At 73.8% G+C, this 16,780-nt stretch carries 16 protein-coding genes; 14 read left to right on the forward strand and 2 right to left on the reverse strand.

Features of this window, described 5'->3' with window-relative positions:
• Positions 1 to 3 precede the first annotated feature (3 nt).
• The 13 genes from Vqi01_RS17285 (at position 4) to Vqi01_RS17345 (ending at position 14,416) form a co-directional block, all read left to right on the forward strand.
• Positions 4 to 219 carry a hypothetical protein gene (locus Vqi01_RS17285; protein WP_204035830.1) on the forward strand — a complete coding sequence of 72 codons (216 nt, stop codon included), beginning with the start codon at positions 4 to 6 and terminating at the stop codon, positions 217 to 219.
• A gap of 12 nt (positions 220 to 231) precedes the next feature.
• Positions 232 to 675, forward strand: coding sequence for a hypothetical protein (locus Vqi01_RS17290; RefSeq protein WP_204035831.1), 444 nt, complete (start codon positions 232 to 234; stop codon positions 673 to 675).
• Positions 672 to 2,018, forward strand: a complete 1,347-nt coding sequence (locus Vqi01_RS17295) for a hypothetical protein (protein ID WP_204035832.1) — start codon at positions 672 to 674, stop codon at positions 2,016 to 2,018. The genes Vqi01_RS17290 and Vqi01_RS17295 overlap by 4 nt, the downstream gene beginning before the upstream one ends.
• Positions 2,019 to 2,110: 92 nt before the next feature.
• Positions 2,111 to 4,045, forward strand: a complete 1,935-nt coding sequence (locus Vqi01_RS17300) for an FtsK/SpoIIIE domain-containing protein (protein ID WP_204035833.1) — start codon at positions 2,111 to 2,113, stop codon at positions 4,043 to 4,045.
• Positions 4,046 to 4,153: 108 nt separating this feature from the next.
• The gene (locus Vqi01_RS17305; RefSeq protein ID WP_204035834.1) at positions 4,154 to 6,568 is read left to right on the forward strand and encodes a DNA translocase FtsK; all 2,415 of its coding nucleotides are present in this window, start codon (positions 4,154 to 4,156) and stop codon (positions 6,566 to 6,568) included.
• Between the two features lie 20 nt (positions 6,569 to 6,588).
• Positions 6,589 to 7,029: a hypothetical protein gene (locus Vqi01_RS17310; protein WP_204035835.1), complete on the forward strand. Its 441-nt coding sequence runs from the start codon at positions 6,589 to 6,591 to the stop codon at positions 7,027 to 7,029.
• A gap of 85 nt (positions 7,030 to 7,114) precedes the next feature.
• Positions 7,115 to 7,849 carry a Pycsar system effector family protein gene (locus Vqi01_RS17315; RefSeq protein ID WP_204035836.1) on the forward strand — a complete coding sequence of 245 codons (735 nt, stop codon included), beginning with the start codon at positions 7,115 to 7,117 and terminating at the stop codon, positions 7,847 to 7,849.
• A 5-nt stretch (positions 7,850 to 7,854) separates the two neighbouring features.
• Positions 7,855 to 8,283 (forward strand): hypothetical protein, encoded by a 429-nt coding sequence (locus tag Vqi01_RS17320; protein WP_204035837.1) that lies wholly within the window; start codon positions 7,855 to 7,857, stop codon positions 8,281 to 8,283.
• Positions 8,280 to 8,534, forward strand: a complete 255-nt coding sequence (locus tag Vqi01_RS17325; RefSeq protein ID WP_204035838.1) for a hypothetical protein — start codon at positions 8,280 to 8,282, stop codon at positions 8,532 to 8,534. Before Vqi01_RS17320 ends, Vqi01_RS17325 begins: the two co-directional genes overlap by 4 nt.
• 529 nt (positions 8,535 to 9,063) lie before the next feature.
• Positions 9,064 to 11,079: a hypothetical protein gene (locus Vqi01_RS17330; RefSeq protein ID WP_239098458.1), complete on the forward strand. Its 2,016-nt coding sequence runs from the start codon at positions 9,064 to 9,066 to the stop codon at positions 11,077 to 11,079.
• Between the two features lie 250 nt (positions 11,080 to 11,329).
• Positions 11,330 to 12,694, forward strand: a complete 1,365-nt coding sequence (locus Vqi01_RS17335) for a coiled-coil domain-containing protein (protein ID WP_204035839.1) — start codon at positions 11,330 to 11,332, stop codon at positions 12,692 to 12,694.
• Complete coding sequence (locus Vqi01_RS17340) at positions 12,691 to 12,900, forward strand: hypothetical protein (RefSeq protein WP_204035840.1); 210 nt, start codon at positions 12,691 to 12,693, stop codon at positions 12,898 to 12,900. The genes Vqi01_RS17335 and Vqi01_RS17340 overlap by 4 nt, the downstream gene beginning before the upstream one ends.
• A gap of 199 nt (positions 12,901 to 13,099) precedes the next feature.
• Positions 13,100 to 14,416, forward strand: a complete 1,317-nt coding sequence (locus tag Vqi01_RS17345; protein ID WP_204035841.1) for a hypothetical protein — start codon at positions 13,100 to 13,102, stop codon at positions 14,414 to 14,416.
• 84 nt (positions 14,417 to 14,500) lie between these two features.
• Here Vqi01_RS17345 and Vqi01_RS31325 read toward each other — a convergent pair whose 3' ends face one another.
• Together Vqi01_RS31325 and Vqi01_RS17350 are read right to left on the reverse strand one after the other, a co-directional pair.
• Positions 14,501 to 14,629, reverse strand: coding sequence for a hypothetical protein (locus Vqi01_RS31325; RefSeq protein ID WP_275408823.1), 129 nt, complete (start codon positions 14,627 to 14,629; stop codon positions 14,501 to 14,503).
• Positions 14,630 to 14,737: 108 nt separating this feature from the next.
• Complete coding sequence (locus Vqi01_RS17350) at positions 14,738 to 15,685, reverse strand: tyrosine-type recombinase/integrase (RefSeq protein ID WP_204035842.1); 948 nt, start codon at positions 15,683 to 15,685, stop codon at positions 14,738 to 14,740.
• Positions 15,686 to 15,915: 230 nt separating this feature from the next.
• Between Vqi01_RS17350 and Vqi01_RS17355 the strand changes: the two genes are divergently transcribed.
• Positions 15,916 to 16,641, forward strand: coding sequence for a hypothetical protein (locus Vqi01_RS17355; protein WP_204035843.1), 726 nt, complete (start codon positions 15,916 to 15,918; stop codon positions 16,639 to 16,641).
• Positions 16,642 to 16,780: the final 139 nt, after the last annotated feature.

Consider the following 16,780-nt stretch of genomic DNA (forward strand, 5'->3'; position numbering starts at 1 on the left):
GCGGTGTGGACCGGCTCCCCGGAGCCGCTGTCCGACCTTGTCGAGATGGCCGGCCGGGCCCGCGAGGGCCAGGACGCCCAGGCGATCGCGATGGCCTGCTGGGCCGTCCTGGTCCTCATCCCCCGCGGGCTGCTGCACCTGGCCTCGTGGGTCCTGGCACACCCCCTCCGAACGCTGGCCGCCGCCGCGGTGGCCGCGGTCTTCGTAGCGACCCTCTGAAAGGAGGCAGTCATGACCGGTGCTGTGATCGTGCTCTGCGGCATCGTCTACATCGCTCTGTCGATCGTCTTCCACTTCACCCCCCGCCTGCGGGTCGTGACCGGCCTGCTGGTGGGCGGACTGCTCGCCGGCGTCGTCGTCACGCAGGTCAACAAGTGGCTCGCCACCGGCATCGACACGATCGCCGGGCCGATCGGCCACTGGATCGGCCAGGACACCAAGGACGTGGCGGTGGCCATCCCCACCGCGATCGGCCTGGCCCTGGCGGTCGTGGTGGTCGTGTTCCTGCGCCGGGGCAAGGGCGGCGGCGCCAAGGCCGCCGGCAAGGGCGCCCTCGGCAAGAGCGGCGGGGGCGGCGGCAAGGCCCACCTGGCCCACGTCGCGCTGACCTGCGCCCTGCTGCTCCCGATGATCATCGGCGGTCTCGGCGCGACCATCCGGGGCGTGGCCCAGTGATCTTCTTCGACATCCTGGTGTACCTGGCGGTGGCGAAGATCGCCGTGCTGCTGCTGGAGGACGCCGCCTACGCGGTGCGGGGCAAGCAGTCTCCGCGCCGCCAGGCCCGCGCCCGCCTGCAGGCTGCCGCGCAGAAGGCCGCCGCTGGCGACGGCGCGGCGGGCACGGCGGGGGCGGCCGGCGCCGTCCGGTCGGGCAGCACGGTCGCGGCGGCTGACGGCTACCTCGCTGGCCTGATCGAGGACGCCACGGAGCGGGCTCGGGCCCGCCGCCGCCGCGCCGTCGCCCGCAAGCGGGGCGCGCAGGCCGTCGACGGGGTCGTGGTCGACGTCGACCACGAAGGCCGCTGGTACGCCGACTGCGACCTGTGTGGTTGGTCCAGCCGCCCGTACCGGATCGAGGCCAACGCCAAGGCCGCCGGCCGGGAGCACACCCGTACAGAGCACCCCGACCAGTACAGCGGGGAGCAGGAGCCCACCCAGGACAGCGCCGGCCGTGATTCCACCGAATCCGCCGAGTCCGCCGACAGCGATGGCGGGGAGGCGCCGCGGCGGTGGACGCCCCGAGTGATCCCCGGCGGCGCCCAGGACACGGCGGACACCCCGGAGCCGGCCGCCGAGCAGGCGGCCGAGTTGCCGACCCCGACCGCCGCCGGTGCGGACAAGCCGGCGGGGCGTGGGCGCGGGCCGATGTCGTCGGTGGTCCACGACACGTGCTTCTACTGCTCCGGCTGCCCGAAGTGCCGGCCGCCGCGGTTCGGCTGGCGGTGCGGCCGGTGCGGGGCCCGCGACGAGTCCTTCGACTCGTTCGAGGCCGCCGAGGCGGCGTCCGTCCGCCACGCCTGCTCCACCCCGGCCGCCGCGACCGACCCGGATGCCACGACCCCGGCCGGGCCGCCCAGCCAGGCCGACCAGACCTCCGGCACTGCCGCCGGGGATGACCAGCACCACCCGGCCGCCGACCCGGCGACCGGCACCACGTCCAGCACCACCGATCTGAAGGAGATGACCGTGAACCTGGAAGCCACGGGCCCGGAGGAGATCCGCGCGGCGTTCACCCAGGCCGCCGAGGCCGCCGGGGAGAACGCCGAGACCATCGGCGGGGTCGCCGGTGTCCTGACCGAGGCCGCCGACCGGTACGAGGGCTTGGAGATGGCCGCGTCCACCGTCGGGCACCTGCGCGACGCGGCCGAGCAGTTCGCCTCCGCGGCAGCGGCGCTGAACACCGCCCAGGAGGAGCTGCAGGCCGCCCTGGCGGACTTCAACGCCAAGGACGGCCAGGTCGCCGAGGCCGTCGCCGACGCCGGCGGCAACGTCGCCGCCAAGGAAGTCCTGGTCGGCTGACCCAGCCCGGGCCCCGGGGCGATCACCGCCCCGGGGGCCCGGACCCCTCGAAGCGTCCCGCCTCGCCAGCCCTGACCGAAGGAGCCCCGCCGATGTCGACCCGGACCGTCTCCGAGATCCGCGCGGACCGCGCCGCCAAGGCCAGCCGCGCCCTGACCGCCCTGCTCGCCGTCACCGCCTACGCGGTCAGCTGGATCGTGCGGCGCAGCTGGCGGCGGCTGTTCCCCTTCTACTGGGTGCTCGCGGAGTTGGTCGTCGCGTCGGTTGCCGGGCCGCTGGGCGTGTCCTGGCAGACGGTGGCGATCCTCGCGCTGGCGATCGCCGCGACGGCGGCCGGGTGGCGGGCCCGCAGCCGCGCCGTGCGCGCCTGGCGGGCCGCGATCGCCGTGGTGCTCGGCACCTTCGCGGTGGCCACGGTCGCCGCCGGCGGCCCGGACGCCATGGCCGCGCACCCCACGCTGACGATCTTTGGGCCGACCCTTGCCGGTGTGGTGCTGGGCTGGCCGTGGTGGCACCACCTGCGCCAGCGGCCCCCGGAGCCCGAGCCGGCGCCGCAGGAGACGCCGGTGGTGGTCGACGAGCCCACGGTGGATCCACTGACCGCGCACTGGCAGCAGCGCTGGCAGCACGAGGTCGTCGGGCAGGGCGTCTGCACCGGCACCACCCTGACCCGGGCCGTCAACCCCCGACCCGGGGTCACCGAGGCCCTGATCCGGCTGGCCCCCAACACCAAGCCGGGCCCGCTGCTCAAGGCGGGCACGGACGTGGAGGTCGCCCTGGACCTCGACGAGGGCACCGTCGGCTGGCGCTCCACCGGCAAGACCGCCCGCCTACAGATCATCATCGTCGAGCGGTCCCACATCCTCGACGGCGTCGCCTGGACCGGCCCCACCTACGCGGACGGCCGGTGCGAGATCGCCCGGTTCACCGACGGCTCCCCCGGCCACTGGATCGTGTCCCGGCCCAACTTCGGTGTGCTCGGCGGCCTCGTCGTCGGCTCGTCCGGCTCCGGCAAGTCCCGCGCCCTGGGCGCGCTGATCGCGAACCTGCTCGAAGGCGGTGTGCAGGTCGCGGTCGGTGACCCGCAGAACGGCCAGTCGCTGCCGGCGTGGAAGGACGCGGTGGAGTACCACCCCGGCGTCGACAAGACCTCGCTGCTGGGCCGCCGGGTGCACGCCGAGATCATGCGCCGTTCCAAGCTGCTCGCCGACGCCGGCGTCGACGCCTTCGACGAGAACGACCCCCGCGTGAAGGCCCTCGGCCTGCGCGCGTTCGTCGTGATCATCGACGAGTGCCAGCTCGTGCTGATCCCGAACACCCCGATTGTGGCGCTGTTCGAGCAGGCTGCCGAGACGATGCGCAAGACCGGCGTCGGCCTCGTCCTGGCCACCCAGCTGCCGCAGATGCGCTCCCTCGGCGGGTCGGTGCGGCTGCGTGACGCCCTGGTCGCCGGCAACGCCCTGATCCTGCGCCTGTCCAACCGCGGGTCGGGCACCACGATCCTGCCGGACGACTTCGTCGGTAACCCGTTCACCATCGAGCGGGAGATCGACGGCAAGACCACCGCCGGCATGGGCTACCTGCGCCACAGCAACCGCGTCGGCATGCTCTGCCGGGTTCCCTTCCTGGACGAGGCCGCCGCCGCGGCCGCGAGCCCCCGCGTACCGGTCCGCTGGAACGTTCCCGAGATCGACCCGGCCAGCCCGATCGTGCTGCCCGGCCACCGCGCGCCCGCCAAGGCGGCCACGACCATGGGCGGCGGCTCGGCCGTGGACCGGCTCCGCGCCGCGTTCGGCGGCGGCCGCAAGCCCACCACCGTGGTGGAGCAGGTCGCGCAGCCGCAGACCAGCGCCGAGTGGGTCCTGGCGTGCCTGCGCCGCGGCCCCGCTTCCGCCCAGGCGCTGCTGGACCGACCCGACTGCCCCGTCAACCAGGCCCAGCTCTACGCGGTCCTGGCACGGCTCAAGGACTCCGGCCGCATCACCCCGCCCGCCCAGCGCGGCGGCCCCTTCACCATCGCCGGCTGACGCCCTCCGTGACGGCCGGCCCCTGCGGTCCGGCCCTCGCGGTGGCCGCCAAGCCCCACCCCGACGCCATGCCGCGCACCACCTGCCCGGACAAGGAGACCCTCGCCCATGGCCAGCACCGCCCGCCGCTCCCGCCGCCGCACCAAGGAGGCCGAGGTCGACCACAGCGCCGAGTTCGCCCGCCGCGCCGGCCTGGCCGCCCGCGCCGCCTGGCACCACACGGCCCGCGCCGCCGGCCGGATCGCCCGTCGCCTGCCCAGCCCGCACCGCACCCCGAGCCTGGATCTGCCCGGCCACGACTACGCCGGCCTGGCCCTGCTACTGGCCGGACTGATCGCCGCCGCCGCCGAGTGGACCCACCCCGCCGGGCTGCCCGGCCGGCTCCTGGCCATCCCGGCCGGCATCACCGGCGGGCTGCTCGGCCAGCTCGCACCACTCGCCCCGCTGCCGCTGATCTGGCTCGCCGTGCAGGCCATGCGCCATCCCGCCGGCACCCACACCGTCCGCATCCTCGCCCAGGCCGCCGGCATTCTCCTGGCCGCCGCCGGCCTGGCCGGCCTGCTCGACCTCGCCGCCGCCGGCGCGGGCGGCCTGCTCGGCCGGGCCGCTGGCGCACTCGACGCCGTGTTCACCGCGTGGGGCGCGATCCCGATCCTGGTCGGACTCGTCGCCGCCGGCCTGACCGCCGCCACCGGCATCACCCCGGTGTCACTGGTGGCCAGCCTCGCCGCCGCCCGCCGCCGCCCACCGGCAGCCACCCAGCTCGACACCCCGTACCTCGACCTCGACGACCTCGACGACGACGAGGACGGCGTCAACGTCGACCAGGACGACGTTGATCCGCTGGCGGCCACCACGGTGGCCCGCCCGGCCGCTGTCCAGGATTCCGTGGAATCCGCGCCCCGGACGCCGCGCCCGCGTCGCCAGCCGGCCGACCCGGCCGCGCCGGCGTCGGCGGGCGGCTACCAGCTGCCGCCGGTGAGCCTGCTCGCCGCCGGTGACCCGCCGCAGCCGCGCACCGCGGCCACCGCCGCAGGCAAGCAGGCCCTGCAGGGCGTCCTCGACGAGTTCAAGGTCGCCGCGACGGTCTCCGGGGCGCACCGCGGGCCGACCGTCACCCGCTACGAGATCACCATCGGCGCTGGCGTGAAAGTGGCCAAGGTCGAGAGTCTGGCCAAGAACTTCGCCTACGCGGTCCGTGCCGAGGTGCGACTGCTGTCCCCGATTCCCGGTAAGAGCGCCATCGGGGTGGAGGTGCCCAACCCCGACCGCGAGACGGTGACCCTCGGCGACGTCATCCGCTCCCGCGCCGCCCGCGACGGACACCGACTCCTCGTCGGCCTGGGCAAGGACATCGACGGCAAGGCCATCTGCGCCAACCTCGCCACCATGCCCCACGTGCTCATTGGTGGGGCCACCGGATCCGGCAAGAGCGGATGCCTCAACACGCTGCTGGTGTCGCTACTCACGCGGGCGACCCCGGAGGAGGTGCGGCTGCTGCTGATCGACCCGAAGCGGGTCGAGCTGACCGCCTACGCCGGCATCCCCCACCTGGTCACCCCGATCGTCACCAACCCGCGTAAGGCCGCCGACGCCCTGGAGTGGGTGGTGCGGGAGATGGACATGCGCTACGACGACATGGCCGCCCACGGCGTGCGGCACGTCGATGAGTTCAACCGGCGGGTCCGCAACGGCCAGATCACCGCCCCGGCCGGCAGCGAGCAGACCCTGGAGCCGTACCCGTACCTCGTGGTCGTGGTCGACGAACTGGCCGACCTGATGATGGTCGCCCCCAAAGACGTCGAAGACTCGATCGTGCGGATCACCCAGCTCGCCCGAGCCGCCGGCATCCACCTCGTCCTGGCCACCCAGCGGCCCTCAGTCGACGTGGTCACCGGGCTGATCAAGGCCAACGTGCCGTCCCGGCTCGCCTTCGCCACCGCATCCCTCACCGACTCCCGGGTCATCCTCGACGAGCCCGGCGCCGAGAAGCTCCTCGGCCAGGGCGACGGCCTGTACCTGCCCATGGGCGCAGGAACCCCGACCCGGATCCAGGGCGCCTGGGTGTCCGACGCCGAGGTCACCGCCGTCGTCGACCACTGGCGCCGCCAGACCACCCCCGGGCAGCCCAGCATCGCCCCGGCCGCCATCCCGGCCGCCGCCGCCCCGCCCGCCGCCGAGACCCCGGCCGCCGTGGACACCGCGGTGGTCGCCGAGCTCAGCGACGACGACAAGGCCCTCCTGCGTGAGGCCGCCGAGCTGCTCGTCACCTCGCAGTTCGGGTCCACCTCGATGCTGCAACGCAAGCTGCGCATCGGATTCGCCAAGGCCGGCCGGCTCATGGACACCCTGCACGACCTGCGCGTCGTCGGCCCCTCCGAAGGCTCCAAAGCCCGCGAGGTGCTGGTCCGCGCCGACGAACTGCCCGACCTGCTCACCGCACTCGGCGGCCAGCCGGACGCCGACCCCGACGACAGCACCAGCGCCACGGTGCTGCCGTTCCGCAGCGGCACCCGCCGCTAACCGAACAGGAGATCCCCTGCATGACGACCACCACGACCCCCACCACCGCGCCGATCACCATCCCCGTACGGATCAAGGTGCTGGACACCGACGCCACCGACCAGCCCCGCGTCAGCGAGACGATCGTCGCCGGCTGGCCCGTCGCGCTGGGCCTGGCCGTGCACGTCACCATCGACGACGACGGGCAGCGCCTCGACGGCTGCTACAGCCTCGTGCACCTGCCCAGCGGCCTGGCCCTGGCGCAGCGGCTGTGCGCCCGCCACGTCGACGAGGCCGCCGCCACGGCGATCGCCACCGGTATCGACTGGAGCGACGACGCCGCGCAGATCCTCGCCGACGCCCGCACCGCCCCGCTGCGCCCGGGCAACACCGCCTGGCACTGGTGCGGCTACGACGACTTCTGCCGCCCCGAGGCGTACCCGCGCCCCGACTCCACCCTCTACGACCCCACCAGCCGATAACGCCGCGCGGGCGGCCCCATCGCCTCCTACAGCCCGGGGCCGCCCGCCACTCCCCCAATCCGCATGAGACGAGAGGAGCAATCCCATGGTGCCCGACCCGGGTGACCCGACCTACCTCGGCATGACCTACGCCAGCACCTACGACCCGCGCGGCCAGCGCCGCCACTTCGAAATCCCGACCGCCGGTGCCTACGCGGTGCTGGTGGAGATTTCCACGAGCATGGCCGACAGCACCTTCCGGTGCACCGGCTGCGGCACCACCGACAGCGACTTCAGCGAGCTGGAGATCCTCGCCCGCGCCGGCGCGCACGCCGCCACCTGCGGCCGCGGCACCGTCACCGCCGCACTCGACGCCGAGGTCGCCACCGTCCGTGCCGAGTTGGCCCGCATCGACCCCAAGGCCAGCGGCTACCTGCAGATGGCCGGGGTGCTCCTCGGCGCCGGGCTGGCCGTCCTCGGCGGCGCCGGAGCCAGCGGCCAACTTCCCCCAGCCTCCCTGGTTGCCGGCGCGGCCACCGCCGCCGTGGTGCTCACCGCCGTGGTTCTGTTGCTGCTGGCCTCCCGGCCCCGCCTCGGCGGCGACTTCGGGTTCGTCGCCTACGCCTACGCCGACACCGCCCAGGACGTGCTGGCCCGCTTCGCGAGCGGCGACGCCGACGAGGGCGCGCAGATGACCTCCCTAGCGCGGGCCCGCGAGCTGTGGTGGCTCTCCCGCGCGGTATGCGCCAAGTACATGGCAATCACGCGGGCGGTGCCGCTGCTGCTCGCCGGGTACGCCGGCGCGGCCGTCACCGCCGCCCTCGCGATCTGGGGCCGGTGAACGCCATGGTGACCACCACGATCGTCGTGCAGGACCGCGTCGACGCCTACGAGCTGTTCGCCGTCGCCCGTGCCGCGCTCGGCCTGCCTCTGGACGGCCGCTGGCACCTGATCGACCACAGCCACGTCCACATGCTGCAAACCCTGCCCGAACAGGGCGTCCCCGCCCTCGCCTCCGTGCACTTCCCCGTCGCCGGAGGCCAGCACCCCGGCGACCCCGACGCCGGCATCCCGGGCGGCTACGTGCTTCTGGCATTCACCAGCGACGGCGGCGGCGACACCCGCACCCGGCACTGGCACCACGCCCTCGCCGGCCGCGCCGGCTCCTGGCTCACCGCCCGCCGACTGCGCTGGACCTGGTCACACGACGGCAGCCCCTTCACCGTCGGCTACGCCCCCCACGACCCCCACGACCCCCAGGCGGTGACCCGATGACCCACCGCCCGTTCGCCACGTACGTCACCGGCACGACCGACGAATACCGCCTGGACGTCGTCACCGACCCCGAGCCCGACAACCCGCAAGCCGTCGTCTACTTCACCGCAGCCGACGTCAACGCCGCCGCCGACCAGGCGCAGCGCCTGCTCGCCGCCATCGACGGCCCTGCCGACCGGTACGGGGAGCTGTACGTCCACGACGGCGACGGCACCGCCCTGTACTGCGACACCATCCACCTGCCCGCGTGACCATTCATTGCGCGCGAATGGGCGGCCCGAATCACCGGGCCGCCCATTCGGCTGCTCGCATTCGGCGGCCTTTCGCACGAAAGGACGCCGGACTCGTGACGGTATGTGCCGATTTGGAAGCCGGATCCACACAGGACTTTCCAGGAACGGCGGGCCCGGGGCGCGTCGGTGTCCCTGCCGATGGCAGAGTCGCCGTAAGATCCACGGGTTACAACCCGGCCCCGACACGGGGTCACACACAGACTTCGATCGTGAGGGAGCGCCCTCGCTCAACCCCTAACTGCAGACAGCAAGAGAGCCCCACACCCTGTTTTTTGCTTGGCGGCGAGAAAGGGTCTGAGGCTCCAACAAGCTCGGAGGACACCATAGCACCCACCTCCGGGCTGGGTGCAGTCTTGTCTCTAGACACGATTTCCGCGTGTCGCGGCGATGCTTACCCGCGCCCAGCCTCATCTCACATCCGCCCAGGCCAGCCTGCGGCCGATCGCCACCCAGGACGTAAACCCGTCCGGTCTGCGACGGTGCCGCGATGATCACGGCACCGTCGCACCGGGCGCTGGACCCGGACCGCGTGGCAGCGCTCGGGTACTGCCCCGACTGCTACGCCACCGGCGCGACCGTGCTCGTCGTGCCCGGCCGGCGTCGCTGTCAGGCGCACCTGGTCGACCAGCGGCTGCTGGTGGAGACCACCGCCGCCGGTCAGGCCCGCCTGGCCGCTCCGCCTGGTGCCCGGCGTCGGCCGGTGTACCCGACCGGTGTGCAGACGGCGTGCGTGTCCTGCGCCGCCGCCGGCCGGGACAAGCAGGGCCTGCCGCGTGACGGGGCCGGGTCGGATCCGCTGTGCATTCCGTGCTGGCGCGGCCGTACCGACCGGCAGGGGGCCGCGGACCGGCGTCGCCTGGTCGCCGAGTTGCGCGAGCGCCTGAACGTCGACGAGCCGGCCGGGTGTGCGGCGTGTGGCGAGCCGGACCCGGTGCCCACGTGCTGGTTGTGCGGCTACTCGTGGCTGGCCGAGGCCCGCGCCGACCACGAGCACGCCCAGGCCCTCGAAGCCGCCGCCGTCGCCACGCGATTCGCCCTGCTCGCCGAGACGGCCGAGGCCCGCGAGCGCGTCGACGCGCTGACCGCCTGGATCAACCGCCTCACCGAAACCCTGACGGCGTTCCACGCCGGCGACAGCTGGGGGCGGCCGGTGTGGCTGCTCGCGGACCTCCTGGCACGCGATGCCGCCGCCCGGACCAGTCGCCGTGGCCGGCGCTCCGCGTTGGGCCGGGTCTGCGGCGTCATGGCCGTCAACGCCGACCGCCGCTCCGGCCGGCGCGCGATGCCCGGCCGCACCGCGACCGCCGAGCTCGCCGGCTGCGGTGACAGTACCCGGCCGGTCACCGACGCCTGGCGCCGCGCCGAGGCCCTCGGCTGGTGCGTGCGGGTCGAGCAGGGCCGCCGCCTGACCTACGCCGAGCGGTGCGCCACCGGCCGTTCCCAGGCCCGCGCCGTCTTCGACATCACCGGGCTGCACCACGGCGATCCGGCCGCTCAGGCCGCGTACCTGGCCGATGCCCTGGACATCCTGGCTGATCTTCTCGACCACGCCCGCGGCCTGCTCGCCGCCGCCCAGGAACGCGTTGACGACCTCGACGCCCGCGCCGGCGGCTGGGTCGACTACCGCGAGCGGGTCCGCCGCCAGCAGATGCGCCGCGCGGTCACCGCCGCCTGCGACCACGCCCGCCACCAGGCCACAAATTTTCGCACCCCCCACACGGTGTCATCAGCTATGAGTGTTTACTCCAGCTTGTCTCGGGGTTTTGTGTTTTCTCCGTCGATCGCCCACTCAACATCGGGGGGCCGGCGGTACCGCCGGGGGAAAGGACGCGCTTCGCGCTCATCGACTAGTGAAGGTCGAGGGGCTCGCGTTGAGGGTGCCGGGTCACCGCGTGAACGGCGTCCTAGGTCGGTTCAGGCGGTGTCTGCCGGGCCACGGGCCCGCCGTGCGGCTCCGCAGTGGACCGGATGGGCGTTCGGCCTTGCACGGGCCGTTCAGGGCCGGTGGGTGTGGCTGCGCGGCGCACCGCTGCCCCGGGTGGCCGCGACGCTGGGTGCCGCCCTCGGACCGGACTGGACGGCCGAGACCCTGGAGGCGTGGGTCCGGAAGGCGCGGCCGCGGCCGCTGCTGGTCGAGCCCGACAGCCCGGTGGCGTACCTGCGGGCGGTGCTGGAGGAAGCGCTGACCGGACCGGTGGCGCCGCCGCACCCGGCCCGTCGGCACGCCGAACACCGCCGGGCCCTGGTCGTCGCGCAGGCCGCCGCCGACCGGCAGCGCCGAGAGGCCGCCCGCGTCGACCGCGACCAGGACGCCGTGGTGCGGCCCGGCCAGCGCAGCGCGGCGGCCGAGGCCGCGTTCGCCGCGATCCGCGCCCGGACCTCCGGGCACCTACGCCGCGTCGACCGGGCCGCCGTGGTCGACGCCGCGCCGGCCGGCGATGTCCAGGAGTGGCCGGAGGTGGCCCAGCCTGGTCAGGGCCTCCCCCCGGGCCTGGCCCGCTAACCGGAGCGCCGCCGGCACCACCACCGAGACCCGGAATCGGCTCAGAGCCAATCTCCCACCGATCAACGGCCCACCCTTACCTAACCCCGCAAACCGAGATCAAAAGCCGCGTACGCCGCCCTGGGCGGCCTTAAACGACGCGTTCATTCGAGACAGCCAACCGGAAAAGTATCAAGGTCAAATACTTATGACTTTCAAAAACCATGTAAGTCTTATGAGTTTAGCGAAACTGATAGTGTAGGATGTTGGTATGGATGTTGAGGTGAGCGCCCCCGGACCGGCCGTCCCAGAGCCGGAGTCCGGGCCCCGTGAGCGGCGGTGCGGCTACAGCGTGTGCCGGACGCCGCTGGTCTACAGCGGCCGTGGCCGGCCGCCGGAGTTCTGCCCGACCCGGCGGTGGCAGCCGGGCAACCGAACGTGCAAGGAGATGGCGGCCGCCGAACGCGCGGCCGAGCTGGCCACCGGTCTCGACGCCCCGCTGGCCACGTTCCGGGCTCTCGCGGCCGACCTGGTGCCGGCGATCACCGCGCTGACGGCCCGCCTCGATCCGGTGCTCCCGGCGGTGCGCGGCGTCGAGGCCGGCGCCCTGGCCCGCATTGCCGAGGCCGAGACCGCGATGGCGGCCGCCGTCGAGCGCGCCCAGGCCGCCGAGGCCGACCGGGACCAGGCCCTCAATGCCGCCCACGCCGCCGAGCGGGAGCGCGCGGCGGCCCAGACGCAGCGGCACGCCGCCGTCGCCCGCGCCCAGGCGGCCGAGCGGGAGTCGGCTGACGCGGTCGCCCGCGCCGCCCAGGACGTCGCCGAGGCCCGCAAGGCGCAGGGCCGCGCCGAGGCCGAGGCGGAGGCCCGCGCCGCGACCGCCGCCCGGGAGATCGAGCGCCGCCGCGCCCTGGAAGCCCAGCACGACGACGTACGCGCCCAGCTCCGCGAGGCCCGCGCCGAGGTCAAGACCCTCACCGGTGAACTCCGCGCCGCGGAGAAGACCGGCCGGGCCGAGGCCGCCCGCGCCGACCGGGCCGAGGCGACCGCCGCCACGGTCACCGCCGAACGCGACGCCGCCCGCACCGACGCCGTGCGTCTCGCCGGCGAAGTGGCCGACCTACGCGCCCAACTCGACACCGCCCGCACCACCATCGAGCAGCTGCGCGTCGACCTGGCCGCCGCGACCGGCCGCGCCGAGACCGCCGAGCAGCGTGCCGCCGACCAGGCCGAGCAGAACACCGCCCTACGCGAGGACCTGGCTGCCGCGCACACCACGATCCGCGACACCGACACCGCCCGCGCCGCCGCCGTCACCCGCGCCGAGCAGGCCGCCACCGCCGCCGCAGCGGCCACCGCCGAACGGGACACCGCCCGCACCGCCCTGGCCGAAGCCGAGACCGCCCGCCGCCACGCCGAAGCCGACCTGCGCGCCGCCCACGCCACCCTGGCCGAGGTCCGCCGCCAGATCGACCAGCTCCACGCCGACCGGCGGGCCGCCGAGCAGGCCGCCCACGCCGCCCGCATGGAGGTGGGCCGGCTGGAGGCGGCCGGCGGCGCCGCGACCGACCGGGCCGCACGCGCCGAGGCCCAGCTCGACCAGCTCCGCGCCGAGCGGGCCGGTGAGTCGTCGTGACCGACCTGGACGACCTGTTGGTCGACAACGCTGCGGCCGGGTGGCTGCTGTACCGGTTGCCCGACGGCCGCGGAATCCGCGTCGACGTCGACGTCCGACACCCGCTGCGCTGGTGCGTGGACGTCGAGGGCGGCGACCAGGTCGACGGCCTCACCACCGACCAGGTGGAGGCCCTGCTACGCCGCGAGGCCGGAGGCCGGGCATGACGGGGCCGACCTTGTCGGCACCTTGGTCTACCGTGGAGGCCGGCAGACACGCCTGCCTGACTCCGAGCCGGCCCGGTGCCCACGCCACCGACCGCGCGACCGAGGACAAGCCGTCACCGACGCAGCGTGCGACGACCTACCGCGATCACCGTGCCAGCGACCTCGCGGAGGGCGTGGGACTCCGCTGGAGGACCGCACGATGACCAGCAGCAACCGCGCTCGGAGCCGGGCCATCCGCGCCCGCATGGCCGCCACCGGCGAGCCCTACACCGTGGCGGCCCGCGCCGCCACCCACACCCACACCGATCACCCCACGCCCACGGCCGCGCCGGCCGCCGTCGATGGCGGGCCCCGCCTGCCGGACACCTGGACCCCGGTCGACGACGTCAACCCGATCTGCGGGCACCACCGCCGCGCCAACTGCGTCGGCTGCGGCTCCTGCACCACCTGCGACGCCTGCTACTGCCGTGAGGACGACTTCGGCGGCTGGGGCGGCGGTTCGCTGGCGGACGAACACGCCAACGACGTCGACGGCATCCACTACGGCACCTACATCGACGACTGCTACGCCTGTGAGCTGGAGCGCGTGCGGTCGGACAGCTTCATCCGCTGCGCCGACTGCGACCGGAGCATCACCGGCGGCCGGCGGGAGTGGAAGCGGCACCAGCCCTGCGCGTGGCGTACCCGGGCCGCCGGCCGGCCCAAGCCGGACCAGCCGCACCCGCCCGGCATCGACTGGACCGTCCTGTGGGGCCGCCGGGTCACCTTCAACGACCGGTGGCTCTACCACGGTGATATGGCCCGCCAGGCCGGCGAGTGGACCGGCGTCATCGTTCCTGGCTTCCTCGCTGGCGACACCCACCTGCCGATGCTGCGGCTGACCACCGACGACGGCCAGACCCACGACATGGGCAACGTGCGGCACTGGACCATCGAGATTCACCAGGAGCACGGCCGGGAGCCGTTCACGCCCACCCCCGGACCGCGACTCCTAGGGCACCTCACCAGCGTCCGGGTCGACCTGGACCACCAGCCCGCCGACCGGGCTGTGCACCTGGTCGCCGACGACCCGGACGGCCAGCCCATCCCCGGTGGCCCGGTGCTGATGCCCGACAGCCCGACCCGGCGGCGCACGTACCGGGTGCTGCGGACCCCGGACGGCTGGCACATCTACCAGCGTGCCGGATGGTCCCAGATGCCCTGGATCCGCTCCGGGATCCTGCGCGACGTCACCGGCCCGGACGCCACCTGGTGGACCCTCACCCCGGGCCTGGAGTACCGGCTCACGACCACCTCGGACGGCCGGTGGGCGGTGCACGCCCTCCCGGAGACGCCCTGCGAGCTGCCCGACCCGACCACCCGCGAGGACTGCTGCTGGCCCGCGCTCGGCGCCATCACCCGCGCCGACGGGTACACCCGCGCGATCTGCTCCCGCCAACGGCATACCGACGTCCTGCGATACCACCCGCACACCGACGGCCCCCTGCCCGGCGACCCCGCCGGCCCCTGGACCTGACCCTGAAGGCCGACGATCGGGCGGTCCCCGCGCACATCGGGGAGCCGCCCGACCGTGCCCGTCCGTGACCCCGGCCGGGGAGCCTCAGCCGGGCGTGAGCCAGCGGGCCACCGCGTCGGTGAAGACCACCTCGTACGGAAGCCCTCGTAGGTCGTCTGCGGTCACCTCCAGGCCGCGAGCCTGGCCCGCCCGTAGTTTCCAGACCAAAAACAACGCTAAGCAGTTGATCTAGGCCCACACCTGCGAGGGCTGCCCCAAAGTGGCGGGTCGCGCGGGAAGCACTTCGCCGTTTTCCGTGATCCCGGTACGTGGGACGCGAGATCAGCGCCGGTGCCGACGGTGGTGCTCGTCGTTTTCGGCGGTGATGCGGGCGGAGGTCTCCTCGCCGAGCCGGACGTAGATGCCGAGGGTGGCCAGGTGCCGGTGGCGGGACTTGGCCTGCAACTCGGCGGCGCTGCGTCCTTTGGCCGCGAGGTGGGTCAGCCCGGAGTGGCGCAGCTGGTGGAGGGTGTACCCGACCCCGTGCGGGTCGTGGAGCTGGGACGCCTGCTTGAACAGGTACTCGGCGCGCGGGTACGACAGCCGGCCGCGGCCGGTGTCGGGGCAGACGTCGCCCAGGGCTGGCGCGCGGCGCCCGGCGGCGGGTGCGCGCCGGTCGGCGAGGAACACCGGCCCGGCGGTACGCCCGGCCAGCAGCCGGGGCAGGAGCCGGGCGGTCGGGGTTTCCCAGTGCACGTAGGCGCGGTCGCCGCCTTTCTCGACGACCAGGGCGCGGCGGAACTCCATGTCGAGGTCGGGCACGTCCAGGCCGAGGATCTCCTCGGCGCGGGCGCAGGTCTCGTAGAGCATCCGCCACAGCACCCGCTCGCGCAGCGGGTTGCGGTCGTCGGTGAACAGACGCTCCAGCCGGGCGCGCGGGATGGCCTTGTCCCGGGTCCGGGTGACCTTGCGGCGCTCCAGACGGCGGCCGGGGTCGATGGCCAGCCAGTCCTGACGGAGGCAGTAGGCGGTGAACGAGGTCAGCGCGGACAGGTGCTTGTTCCAGGTGTTCGCGGCGCCGGAGTCCCAGCGGGCCATCGTCTGCTCGTAGAGCTCCGGGGTGAGCGCGGCGACCGGCATCTGATCCCCGGCGGTCTCGCGCAGCCGCCGCAAGGTCTCGGTGTAGGTGGCCCGGGTGCCCGGGTCGTCGCGAAACCGGTCGAGGAACGCGTCGACGGCGACCACGAGCGCCACCGGGCGCCGGGTGGTCGGCAGCAGGATCACGGACACCTCGGCCACCTTCTCCAGTGATGTGACACAGAATGTGGCCGAGTCGCACTCGCCGCGGCGACGGCGTCCCGCAGGTGGCGAAGGGTCGATCATCGGCTCTGTGACACAGAATACGGGATTCTGTGTCACAGGCAGCTAGCGACGGCCCCACCTTTTCGTGCGTCACTCGCTCGGGCCCGCGATCTCGTGTCAGCCTTTTCTTGACAGGTCGTCAGTCATAGACTGACAGGATGAACGGAGTCACCGAACCGGCCGAGCGGCCGTTCACGAGCTACACCTCCGCCGACCACGCCCGGATCTCGTACACCGACACCGCGTGGCTGCTGGTCGGGAAGGCGTACGACGCAGCGCTCCCACCACGGATGCGGCCCTTCCTTGACCGGCCGGCACCGACCAGCGAGATCGTCACGGCCCGCAGCCTGGCCACCCAAGCCTCACGGCTGGACGTCCTGGCGGTGCTGGTGTGCCACGAGTCCGGCTGCACCTGGGAGGAGATCGGTAGGGCGCTTGGCGTCACCCGTCAGTCCGCGCACGCCCGGTACGCCGAGCACGTCAACGGCTTCCACAGCGACCTGGCCACGGTGCTCGACGCGATCGCCGCTGGCGAGGCGGTCACGGACGTGATCGACAAGCTGCCGGCCCGCGTCGCGGGTCTCAGCCTCGTGGTCGACACCGGATGGCACGCACCCCGGCTGGACGCCTGGCTCGCCGCGACCGGCCGACTGCCGGGCACCATGACCTTCGGCATGGACGCTGGCGCGCTGCTGGCCCAGCTCTCCGATCCCGCTTCCAGCGTCGGCTACCACGGTGGTGCCGCTCGCGGCAGCGAGGCTAGGTCGCCGCGTTGTCCGTTCACCGCCGAGTCCTATGACGGCGACCCCGGCGAGTACCTGGTCTGCACCGCGACCCAGGGCCACAGCGGTCGGCACAAGCTCGCCGTCACCGGTGACGGGTAGGAGCCTCGCTCCCCGCCCTTCGTCACGCCACATCCGCCATACAACCCTGGATAGAAGGAGAAGGTCACCCTCGTGACTGAACAGATCACCCCGGTCGAAGGGCGTCTCGCCCAGGCGTATACCGAGACCCTCGACTTCG

This window comes from Micromonospora qiuiae (assembly GCF_016863555.1).
In the GTDB taxonomy this organism is placed as follows: domain Bacteria; phylum Actinomycetota; class Actinomycetes; order Mycobacteriales; family Micromonosporaceae; genus Micromonospora; species Micromonospora qiuiae.

Excerpts from the sequence above, each read along its gene's own strand:
- Vqi01_RS17345 (WP_204035841.1), top strand. The coding sequence starts at position 13,100 with ATGACCAGCAGCAACCGCGCTCGGAGCCGGGCCATCCGCGCCCGCATG.
- Vqi01_RS17310 (WP_204035835.1), top strand. The coding sequence starts at position 6,589 with ATGACGACCACCACGACCCCCACCACCGCGCCGATCACCATCCCCGTA.
- Vqi01_RS17330 (WP_239098458.1), top strand. The coding sequence starts at position 9,064 with ATGATCACGGCACCGTCGCACCGGGCGCTGGACCCGGACCGCGTGGCA.
- Vqi01_RS17325 (WP_204035838.1), top strand. The coding sequence starts at position 8,280 with ATGACCCACCGCCCGTTCGCCACGTACGTCACCGGCACGACCGACGAA.
- Vqi01_RS17335 (WP_204035839.1), top strand. The coding sequence starts at position 11,330 with ATGGATGTTGAGGTGAGCGCCCCCGGACCGGCCGTCCCAGAGCCGGAG.
- Vqi01_RS17305 (WP_204035834.1), top strand. The coding sequence starts at position 4,154 with ATGGCCAGCACCGCCCGCCGCTCCCGCCGCCGCACCAAGGAGGCCGAG.
- Vqi01_RS17300 (WP_204035833.1), top strand. The coding sequence starts at position 2,111 with ATGTCGACCCGGACCGTCTCCGAGATCCGCGCGGACCGCGCCGCCAAG.
- Vqi01_RS17355 (WP_204035843.1), top strand. The coding sequence starts at position 15,916 with ATGAACGGAGTCACCGAACCGGCCGAGCGGCCGTTCACGAGCTACACC.
- Vqi01_RS17290 (WP_204035831.1), top strand. The coding sequence starts at position 232 with ATGACCGGTGCTGTGATCGTGCTCTGCGGCATCGTCTACATCGCTCTG.
- Vqi01_RS17320 (WP_204035837.1), top strand. The coding sequence starts at position 7,855 with ATGGTGACCACCACGATCGTCGTGCAGGACCGCGTCGACGCCTACGAG.
- Vqi01_RS17315 (WP_204035836.1), top strand. The coding sequence starts at position 7,115 with ATGGTGCCCGACCCGGGTGACCCGACCTACCTCGGCATGACCTACGCC.